The organism is Novosphingobium sp. (genome assembly GCF_025351285.1).
Lineage (GTDB): Bacteria > Pseudomonadota > Alphaproteobacteria > Sphingomonadales > Sphingomonadaceae > Novosphingobium.
The window spans coordinates 1-9,096 of sequence record NZ_JANXWG010000146.1; the positions used below are offsets into that span (position 1 = coordinate 1).

General features: G+C 64.5%; 9 protein-coding genes and 1 pseudogene. 6 read left to right on the forward strand and 4 right to left on the reverse strand.

Translation table 11 applies throughout. The annotated features are described in order from the left end of the window. Window positions 1-123: pseudogene (locus Q0R16_RS17585) on the forward strand (50S ribosomal protein L10); the annotation flags it as partial. Between the two features lie 66 nt (window positions 124-189). Next, the gene (gene rplL, locus Q0R16_RS17590) at window positions 190-561 is read left to right on the forward strand and encodes a 50S ribosomal protein L7/L12 (protein WP_295639232.1); all 372 of its coding nucleotides are present in this window, start codon (window positions 190-192) and stop codon (window positions 559-561) included. Between the two features lie 125 nt (window positions 562-686). Here rplL and Q0R16_RS17595 read toward each other — a convergent pair whose 3' ends face one another. Continuing rightward, entirely contained in the window at window positions 687-1,799 is a 1,113-nt protein-coding gene (locus Q0R16_RS17595) for a catalase family protein (RefSeq protein ID WP_295639235.1), read from the reverse strand. Window positions 1,800-1,991: 192 nt separating this feature from the next. Between Q0R16_RS17595 and Q0R16_RS17600 the strand changes: the two genes are divergently transcribed. The 4 genes from Q0R16_RS17600 (at window position 1,992) to Q0R16_RS17615 (ending at window position 6,476) form a co-directional block, all read left to right on the forward strand. After that, window positions 1,992-3,413, forward strand: coding sequence for an MATE family efflux transporter (locus Q0R16_RS17600; protein WP_366857949.1), 1,422 nt, complete (start codon window positions 1,992-1,994; stop codon window positions 3,411-3,413). Between the two features lie 153 nt (window positions 3,414-3,566). After that, a complete protein-coding gene (gene groES / locus Q0R16_RS17605) occupies window positions 3,567-3,854 on the forward strand; it encodes a co-chaperone GroES (RefSeq protein ID WP_295639238.1) in 288 nt (95 codons plus the stop codon). 43 nt (window positions 3,855-3,897) lie between these two features. After that, entirely contained in the window at window positions 3,898-5,547 is a 1,650-nt protein-coding gene (gene groL, locus Q0R16_RS17610; RefSeq protein ID WP_295639241.1) for a chaperonin GroEL, read from the forward strand. 419 nt (window positions 5,548-5,966) lie between these two features. Continuing rightward, complete coding sequence (locus Q0R16_RS17615) at window positions 5,967-6,476, forward strand: PA2169 family four-helix-bundle protein (protein WP_295639244.1); 510 nt, start codon at window positions 5,967-5,969, stop codon at window positions 6,474-6,476. 66 nt (window positions 6,477-6,542) lie between these two features. Here Q0R16_RS17615 and bla read toward each other — a convergent pair whose 3' ends face one another. The 3 genes from bla to Q0R16_RS17630 form a co-directional block, all read right to left on the reverse strand. After that, a complete protein-coding gene (gene bla, locus Q0R16_RS17620) occupies window positions 6,543-7,409 on the reverse strand; it encodes a subclass B3 metallo-beta-lactamase (RefSeq protein ID WP_295639247.1) in 867 nt (288 codons plus the stop codon). Further along, window positions 7,406-7,948, reverse strand: a complete 543-nt coding sequence (locus tag Q0R16_RS17625) for a GNAT family N-acetyltransferase (protein ID WP_295639250.1) — start codon at window positions 7,946-7,948, stop codon at window positions 7,406-7,408. Before Q0R16_RS17625 ends, bla begins: the two co-directional genes overlap by 4 nt. A gap of 26 nt (window positions 7,949-7,974) precedes the next feature. Next, on the reverse strand, window positions 7,975-9,096 hold a 1,122-nt coding region (locus Q0R16_RS17630), incomplete at its 5' end, for a DUF445 domain-containing protein (RefSeq protein ID WP_295639253.1).

Below are 9,096 nucleotides of genomic sequence, written 5' to 3' on the forward strand. Positions count from 1 at the left end.
CTGCGCGGCAGGCTTATCGGCCTCGTCCAGGCACCGGCAACGAAACTCGCCCAGCTCGCAACCGCTCCGGCGGCCAAGCTGGCGCGCGTATTCAGCGCCTATGCCGAAAAAGACGCGGCCTGAGACCGTTCACCACACGCATTTGTCCGCGCCGGTGGCCGGACTTACAGACACCAGGAGTGATTTATCATGGCTGACATCGCCAATCTCGTTGCAGAACTTTCGAAGCTGACCGTTCTCGAAGCCGCCGATCTTGCCAAGGCGCTCGAAGAAGCATGGGGCGTTTCCGCCGCTGCTGCCGTAGCAGTTGCCGCGGCTCCTGCCGCCGCTGCCGAAGCGGTTGAAGAAAAGACCGAATTCGACGTCATTCTGACCGGCGACGGCGGGAAGAAGATCCAGGTCATCAAGGAAGTCCGCGCCATCACCCAGCTCGGCCTGACCGAAGCCAAGACCCTTGTGGAATCGGCTCCGAAGGCGATCAAGGAAGGCGTCAACAAGGCTGAAGCCGAAGAAATCAAGGCCAAGGTCGAAGCCGCTGGCGGCACGGTTGAGATCAAGTAATCGGCTCGATCAAGTAATCCTACAACCAGTTTCCCGCACCGCTCCACGGTGCGGGGAAATGCGAAAGGGCGGCCCGACGGGGCCGCCCTTTTTTCGTTTGCGCACCTTTTGGAGCGTGCGGTGCTTCAGCCCTGAATGCCTTGGGCGGTGCGCGCACCATGGATCGGGCAGTGGTTGAAATTGGCGCGATACCCTTGCGCATAGGCATAGACGTCCTTCCTCGCCCGGTTCACCGCGCCGAGCGGCTGGTGCGCCGCCAAACCGTTCCACGGGCTGAAGTACAGCGCATCTTCTGCCGCATCGCTGCCCGCGTCCCATGACACTTGGGGATCGGCTTCGAACGTGGCGACCGTCAGGTAAGGGCTGACCGCCTGGTCCCATTCGACGGTCGGATCTTCAACCGGCATCGTATCGAGGTCGGCGCAAAGCTGGACGCACAAGTCCCAGCGCGCCAGCTGCTGCTCGATGACTGTGCCGATTTCCTCGCGCAACGCGTCGGCGCGGCCGTGCAATTTGATGATCTCGCCGCTGTGCGCGGTCAGCGCGGGCGAAACCGGGCGCAGCGACAGCTTGGCAATGTAATCACCGAATCGGAATGCGGTGGTGGTGAAATAGGTTTCGCCCAGCGGATGCGTTTCGGGCGCGCCACCCAGCGCATTTAGCAACATCGAATGGCCACCCAACGCTTCCAGCCCGGCCTCGAGCGCGCGCAGCGTGGCCGACCAGGCCTTCTTCAACCCCTCGGCCCTGTCGGTCGTGGCGGCGAGCAGCTTGAGGTTCTTCGCAAACGCGCCGGGTGTTTTCGCGCCGAACACCGGGCCGTTGACCATCAGAAAGTCCTGCTCGCCCCGCGTCGCGCCGGGCAGCGGCGCGCCGGGCACGCTGCTGATCTTGAGCGCAGCGCCGCGCGCCGAACTGACCGCGTCGTCGAGGATGTCGCCGGGCACGGTCGACAACCGCAGCACCGCTGGATAGCGGCCGGCTTGGGCGAATAGACCCTGCGCCAGCGCGGGTGGCAGGCCGGCCGCCACCGTCAACGAACCATGCACCAGCGCGTGTCCCTTGGCGTGGACTCCGCGCACTGCCCGGCCGTAATCGCGGCTGGTCGTGTCCATGATCGTCTTGAAGCTGGCCTTGAGCGCGTCGACTGCCTCTGCTTCGTCGACCGAAACATTCTCGACCTCGGGCGAATAGCGGACGAGCGTTGTCGGCGGGGCGGAAACAGTGGCTTGCGTCATCGGGGGAGCTCCGGACTTCGAGGCGGGGTCTCGCGCAAAACCGGCCAGACCGGCGCTTGTTCCAAGCAACTGAAGAGCGCGGCAGCAGGGAGCAACAGTGTTGCCCTCGCGCCGCGGGAAACCGACATTCGCCGCGGTCCACCAAGCGATTGCTTTTCACGCGCGAATCGATCGCATATCCGCGCCGGCTTTATGTCCGACGCGCCCGCCTTGCCCTTGGTCACCGCCCCGCATCCCACCCCGGTTGCGGCGCTATCGGCCATGCGCGTCGAATTTGGCGCGATGCTGCGGCTGGCGGGGCCGCTGGCGGCGGCCAACCTGCTGCAGATGCTGGTCTATGCGATCGACGTGATCTTCGTGGCGCGGTTGGGTGAGCAGGCGCTGGCGGCGGCTAGCCTGTCGATCGCGCTCTATTCGCTGATGGCCTGGGGCAGTTCGGCGATGACCGGCGCGGTTGCGCCGCTGATCGCCGCCGAACTCGGCGCGCGCCGTCATGCGGTGCGGCAGGTGCGCCGCAGCGTGCGGATGGGACTGTGGCTGGCGATCTTGCTGGGCCTTGGGTGCATGGTGGTGACGTGGCAGGGCGAGGCGATCCTGCTTGCAGCCGGGCAAGATTCAGTCGTGGCGGCACGCGCGGGAGGCTTCCTTCAAGTACTGGCCTTTGCGATCGTGCCGATGATCCTCAGCAACGTGTTGCGCAACTTCATCTCGGCGCTGGGACGCCCGGCGTTTGCAACCGCGATCACCGCGCTGGCGATTCTGGTCAACGGCGCGGCCAACTATGCTTTCGTGTTCGGGCACTGGGGCGCTCCCGCGCTCGGGCTCAACGGTTCAGGCCTGGCCAGCGTTTGCACCGCCTGGGCGACACTCGCCGCCTACTTCGTCGCCATCCGCGCCGACCGCCGGCTGCGGCGCTATCGCATCATGGGCCGCTGGTGGCGGCCCGAATGGTCGCGCTTTCGCGAGATCGTCCGGATCGGCACCCCGATTGCGTTCACCGTGATCGCCGAGGGCGGACTGTTCGGCAGCGCGGCGTTCCTGATGGGGCTGATCGGGCAAACCGAGCTGGCGGGCCATGCAGTGGCGTTGCAGATCGCTGCGCTGGCGTTCCAGGTGCCTTTCGGGATCGGCCAGGCCGCGACGATCCGTGTGGGCTATGCTTATGGCGCGCGCGATTCGGACGCGATCCGCCGCGCGGGTGCCGCCGCCTTGAGGCTCGGGCTGGCCTTTGCGGTGGGCAACGCCATCCTGATGCTGTTCACGCCGCGCCTGCTCATTTCGGCCTACGTCGACGTCCATGCGGTGGCGAATGCGGCGATGGTGGGCTTTGCGGTGCGCTATCTCGCGATCGGCGCAGCGTTCCAGCTTGCCGACAGCACGCAGACCATCGCCGCCGGTGCATTGCGCGGTTTGCAGGACACGCAAAGGCCGATGGCCATCGCCCTGTGGGGATACTGGCTCGCCGGTTTCGGCACCGCGGCGCTGCTCGGCCTGTTCACGCCTTTTCGCGGCTCCGGCGTGTGGCTGGGGCTGGCCATCGGGCTGCTGTTTGTCGCGGTGCTGATGGTCCGCCGCTGGTGGGCGCGCGAGCGACTGGGACTCTTGCCGAATTGACTCACTTCAAGATCGGTTTTCGTTCGTCGCGGCGCAAAGAAACTTGCCCCCCGCCGCTTGACGCCCACCCGCCCCCTGCCCATATGCAGCTCGCTGGCACTCTCGCCTTGAGAGTGCCAAGGCAGTTTTATGACACTTGAGAGGGAGACTCCCATGAACTTTCGCCCGCTGCACGATCGCGTGCTCGTGCGCCGCGTTGAGGCCGAAGAAAAGACGGCTGGCGGCATCATCATCCCCGACAGCGCCAAGGAAAAGCCCGCTGAAGGCGAAATCGTCGCCGTCGGCACCGGCACCCGCGCCGATGACGGCAAGATCACCCCGCTCGACGTCAAGGCTGGCGACAAGGTGCTGTTCGGCAAGTGGTCGGGCACCGAAGTCAAGGTCAACGGCGAAGACCTGCTGATCATGAAGGAATCGGATATTCTCGGCGTGATCGCCTGAATTTCCGAGCTTTCGCAATAACTTAAATCCAAAGGAACATATCATGGCAGCCAAGGACGTACGCTTTTCGCGCGACGCGCGCGAACGCATCCTCAGGGGTGTTGATATCCTCGCCGACGCAGTGAAGGTCACGCTGGGCCCCAAGGGCCGCAACGTCGTCATCGACAAGAGCTTCGGCGCACCGCGCATCACCAAGGACGGCGTTACCGTCGCCAAGGAAATCGAGCTCAAGGACAAGTTCGAGAACATGGGCGCGCAGATGCTGCGCGAAGTGGCCTCGAAAACCAACGACCAGGCCGGCGATGGCACCACCACCGCCACCGTGCTGGCGCAGGCGATCGTTCGTGAAGGCATGACCTCGGTCGCCACCGGCATGAACCCGATGGACCTCAAGCGCGGCATCGATCTGGCCGTCAGCAAGGTTGTCGAAGACCTCAAGGCGCGTTCGAAGCCGGTTTCGGGCACCACCGAAATCGCGCAAGTCGGCATCATCTCGGCCAATGGCGATACCGAAGTCGGTAACAAGATTGCCGAAGCGATGGAAAAGGTCGGCAAGGAAGGCGTGATCACCGTCGAAGAGGCCAAGGGTCTCGAATTCGAACTCGATGTCGTCGAAGGCATGCAGTTCGATCGCGGCTACCTGTCGCCCTACTTCGTGACCAACCCCGACAAGATGACCGTCGAGCTGGAAAACCCCTACATCCTGATTCACGAGAAGAAGCTGTCGTCGCTCCAGGCGATGCTGCCGATCCTCGAGGCCGTGGTGCAGTCGGGCCGCCCGCTGCTGATCATCGCCGAGGATATCGAAGGCGAAGCACTGGCCACGCTGGTGGTCAACAAGCTGCGCGGCGGGCTCAAAGTTGCGGCTGTCAAGGCTCCCGGCTTCGGTGATCGCCGCAAGGCCATGCTGGGCGATATCGCCACGCTGACCGCGGGCGAGATGATCTCGGAAGATCTCGGCATCAAGCTCGAGAACGTCACTGTCGGTATGCTCGGTTCGGCCAAGCGCATCACCATCGACAAGGACAACACCACGATCATCGACGGCCTGGGTTCGGCCGACGATATCAAGGCGCGCGTCGAGCAGATCCGTTCGCAGATCGAAGTCACCACTTCGGACTACGACCGTGAAAAGCTCCAGGAACGCCTGGCCAAGCTGGCCGGCGGCGTTGCCGTGATCAAGGTCGGTGGCGCTTCGGAAGTCGAGGTCAAGGAACGCAAGGATCGCGTCGACGACGCGCTCCACGCTACCCGCGCCGCGGTTGAAGAAGGCATCGTCCCCGGTGGCGGTACCGCGTTGCTTTATGCAACCAAGGCCCTGGAAGGCATGAAGGGCGCCAACGATGACCAGACCAAGGGCATCGACATCGTCCGCCGCGCCATCCAGACCCCACTCCGCCAGATCGCCCAGAATGCCGGGCATGACGGTGCAGTGGTTGCCGGCAATCTGCTGCGCGTCAACGACGAGACGCAGGGCTTCAACGCCGCAACCGACGTCTACGAAAACCTGATCGCCGCCGGCGTGGTCGACCCCACCAAGGTCGTCCGCACCGCGCTGCAGGACGCAGCCTCGGTCGCCGGCCTGCTGATCACGACCGAAGCCGCGATCAGCGACAAGCCCGACGACAAGCCGGCCATGGGCGGCATGGGCGGCGGCGGCGGCATGGGCGGAATGGGCGGAATGGACTTCTAAGTCCAAACCACCATACGACCATACAACCACAAGATCGGGGCCGGAGCGCGCAAGCGTTCCGGCCCTTTTCTTTGCGTGGATGAGAATTGAAGTGGCCTCCGGCGGGCAATGGCCATCGCCCTTGTATCGCGGACTGGCAGCGTTGCGTCTCATCGAAATGCAGCGCCCGCCGCGCAGCGACTTTAAAACCTGCGGCGCTGCGGTCGCACACTTCCTCTCAGCATCGCATCCACTTCGTCGGTAATGGGTTGCAAGGCCGATGGCCCTTGCCCGCCGGAGGCATTTATCCAACCTTCCCCGAATTTCTGTCAGCTTTCCAGCCCCTTGCTGCGCCCAGCCGTGCACCAATAGCGAGCGGCTGAGGGAGCAAGCTGGCGGGGGCAAGCGTTGTTCCAGCATATCCCTTCAGGAGATTTGCCATGGAAACGACCGCTTTCAACCCGACTTACGATTCCACGACCCATCGCGCTGGCGAGCGTGATGGCGGAGGTCATGATGTGGCCGCCTTGAACACGCTGATCTCGACTTTGCTCGACAGCGTCGAAGGCTACACCAAGGCGGCAGGCGACATCGAAAGCGCCAGCCTGGGCACGATCTTTGCCGATCGCGCGCGTGAGCGCCGTGAAGTTGCCGCACAGTTGCAGGCAGTGGTTGCCCAGCAGGGCAGCGAACCCGAGAACGACACATCGACAATGGGCGCCATCCACCGCACCTTCTTCGATCTGAAGACCGCCATCACGGGTCGCGACAACGAGGCGATCATCAACGAGGTCGAGCGTGGTGAGGACTATCTCAAGGGCAAGTTCGAAACCGCGATGAAGAACGTCGATCTTTCGCCGGCCGCGCGCGCCGCCGTCGGCTTGGCATGGACTTCGGTCCGAGCCGGTCATGACCAGATGAGCCAGTTGAAGCACCAAATCAACGGCTGAACTTGGCAGCCATGCTTTATGGGCGGGCCGGGCGGTTGATCTACCCGGCCCGCTTCGTTCGCGGGATCAGTGTTTTGGCGTGTTGGAGCGTGTGGTCTGTTCGGCCAGCGCCTTGACAAAGCCCTGCTCCATCGCGGCGACGAGTTTCTGCATTTCGCCCGGCACGATGAACGGATTTGGCCCGGGATTGCGCAACCGTCCGCGCTTTCCCGCCAGATCGTAGAATTCGGCATGCGGCGCCAGGAATACATCAGCCCTGACCGTCTTCAGCCGCGCGAACGTCCGGCGATAATCAGCGACGATCCCGGGATACTGCGGGTTCGGCACCAGCCGGTTGGCGGCGACGCTGGCGCTGCAGAAGAAAAATACGGTGTGCGCGGCGCCCTGATCGCGCACGGTCAACAGGTAATTGGTGCAGCCCGCGCTATGCCCCGGCGTGATCATCGCGGTGAGCTTTACGCCGCCAAGTGCCACGGTGCCGCCATCGGCCACGACGCGATCGACCTTGACCGGCGGCGCGTCGAGCGAATGGTCCTGCTCCCATCCCGGATAGACACCGCGTTCGAGCGCCAGCCGATCGCCTTCGCTGGCGATCAGCTTGGCGCCCGTATCGGCCTTGATCCGCGCGAGCCCGCCCGAATGATCGAAATGGGCGTGGCTGTTGAGCAGGATCTTCACATCCGACAGCTTGAACCCCAGCGTGCGGATGTTCGCTTCCACTGTGGGCACATATTCGGGCATCCCCGCATCGAGCAGGATCAAGCCCGCTGGCGTCTTGATGATCCAAGCCGCGATCCCCGCCGATCCGACGTAGTAGACGTTGTCGATCACCTGGAACGGCGCCATCGGCTGGGTCCAGGCGGCAGGTGCAGCCGTCGCGGGTCCGGCCACGCCGAAAGCAACGAGCAGCGACGCCGCGAATGCGATTTTCATGGCAGGCGCTCCCTCGGCTGGCCGGCGTTCAGGCGTTCGAGCAAGACCAGCGGCCGCTCACCGCCTTCTTCCTGGTGCACGGCATAGGCCTCGAACCCGAGCGCGTGCGCCAGCCGCACCGAGGCATGGTGTCCTTCCTCGATCATGCAGGCGATCCGCCGGGTACCGTGCGTTTCATCGAACCACGCCAGCACAGTGCGCATCGCTTCGCCGGCAAGGCCCTGACCCCATGATGCTTCGCCCAGGATCCAGCCGGCTTCGGGTACATCATCGAGGCCATCGCCGAACCCGCGCCACGAATGGAACACGCCGCAAATGCCAAGGATCGCCCCGCCATCCCTTGGGCGCATGACGAACGTGCCATAGCCGTAAAGCGCCCAACTTCCGGCATTGCGCAGCAATCGCGCCGATTCTTCAGCCATCGTTGTCGGGCGGTTGCCGAGAAAGCGCCGCACTGCCTCAGGCGCAACCATGCTGTGCAGCCCTGCCAGGTCCGTCGCCGCGGGCTGCCACAGATCAAGGCGTTCGGTACGCAGCATGGGGGCGCCGGAGGCGAGCGAAAAGCTCACAGCAGCATGTCCACAGAGTGAATCAGCACTCCGACCAGGCCGCCGACCAGCGTGCCGTTGATGCGGATGAACTGGAGATCGCGCCCGACTGCACCCTCGATCCGATCGGTCACCGTGCGCGCGTCCCAACGCTTGACCGTTTCGGACACCAGCCGCACGATTTGCCCGCCATAGCGCGTGGCCACGCCCACCAGCGTCCGCCGCGCGAAGCGGTTGACCATGAGTTGCAGCCGCGGATCACGCTGCAACGCGGCGCCCAGATCGGCCACGCTGTTGCCGAGTTGACCGGCGAGCATCCCTTCGGGCTCGCGCACCATCTGCAACAGCTTTGCGCGCCCGCGTTCCCACAGCGCATCGAGCCAGCGTGCGAAGGCCGGGTTGCCGAGCACTTCGCGTTTCAGCCGCTCGACCCGTTCGCGCATTGCCGGATCGTGGAGCAGGCCTTCGGCCAGTTCTTCGAGCCCCTCCTCGATCCGCCGTCGCAACGGGTGCTGGGGATCGACCACGGTTTCGGCGAGTAGCTTGTACAGCCCGTCGAGCACCGCGTTGGCGAGCCGTTCGTCGAGCTTGGTCCAGCGCAGCAGGCCATTGGCCCGTTCGTGGATCATGTCGCGGATCAGCGGTTCGTTGTCTTCTAGCACCAAAGCGGCACGACGAATGGTCGCGTCAATCAACGGCATGTGGCGCTTGTCCGCGATCGCGGCGCTGAGCAATTGGCCCAGCAGCGGCGCGACTTCCCACTTCTCGATCTGCGTGCGCAGCGCTCCCTTGGCCAGCCCGCCGAGCTGTTCGGGATCGAGCGATTCGAGCACATCGGCGATCAGCCCTGCGGCGCCGGCGCGGATGCGCCCTTCCCCGCCCTTGGGATCGGACAGGAAACCGCCCAATGCAACCGCCGCGTTCATCGCCTGCAACCGCCGCGCAACCACGATCGGCGTCAGGAAATTGTCCTGCAGGAACGCCGCCATGGTCTCGGCGATGCGGTCCTTGTTTTCGGGGATGATCGCGGTGTGCGGGATCGGCACGCCCAGCGGGTGGCGGAACAGCGCGGTGACCGCAAACCAGTCTGCCAGCCCGCCAACCATCGCGGCCTCGGCAAAGGCGCGCGCGAAGCCGAG

What these genes read in the sequence shown, in the direction of transcription:
- rplL (WP_295639232.1), top strand. Translation starts at nt 190, where the DNA reads ATGGCTGACATCGCCAATCTCGTTGCAGAACTTTCGAAGCTGACCGTT.
- Q0R16_RS17595 (WP_295639235.1), bottom strand. Translation starts at nt 1,799, where the DNA reads ATGACGCAAGCCACTGTTTCCGCCCCGCCGACAACGCTCGTCCGCTAT.
- Q0R16_RS17600 (WP_366857949.1), top strand. Translation starts at nt 1,992, where the DNA reads ATGTCCGACGCGCCCGCCTTGCCCTTGGTCACCGCCCCGCATCCCACC.
- groES (WP_295639238.1), top strand. Translation starts at nt 3,567, where the DNA reads ATGAACTTTCGCCCGCTGCACGATCGCGTGCTCGTGCGCCGCGTTGAG.
- groL (WP_295639241.1), top strand. Translation starts at nt 3,898, where the DNA reads ATGGCAGCCAAGGACGTACGCTTTTCGCGCGACGCGCGCGAACGCATC.
- Q0R16_RS17615 (WP_295639244.1), top strand. Translation starts at nt 5,967, where the DNA reads ATGGAAACGACCGCTTTCAACCCGACTTACGATTCCACGACCCATCGC.
- bla (WP_295639247.1), bottom strand. Translation starts at nt 7,409, where the DNA reads ATGAAAATCGCATTCGCGGCGTCGCTGCTCGTTGCTTTCGGCGTGGCC.
- Q0R16_RS17625 (WP_295639250.1), bottom strand. Translation starts at nt 7,948, where the DNA reads ATGCTGCGTACCGAACGCCTTGATCTGTGGCAGCCCGCGGCGACGGAC.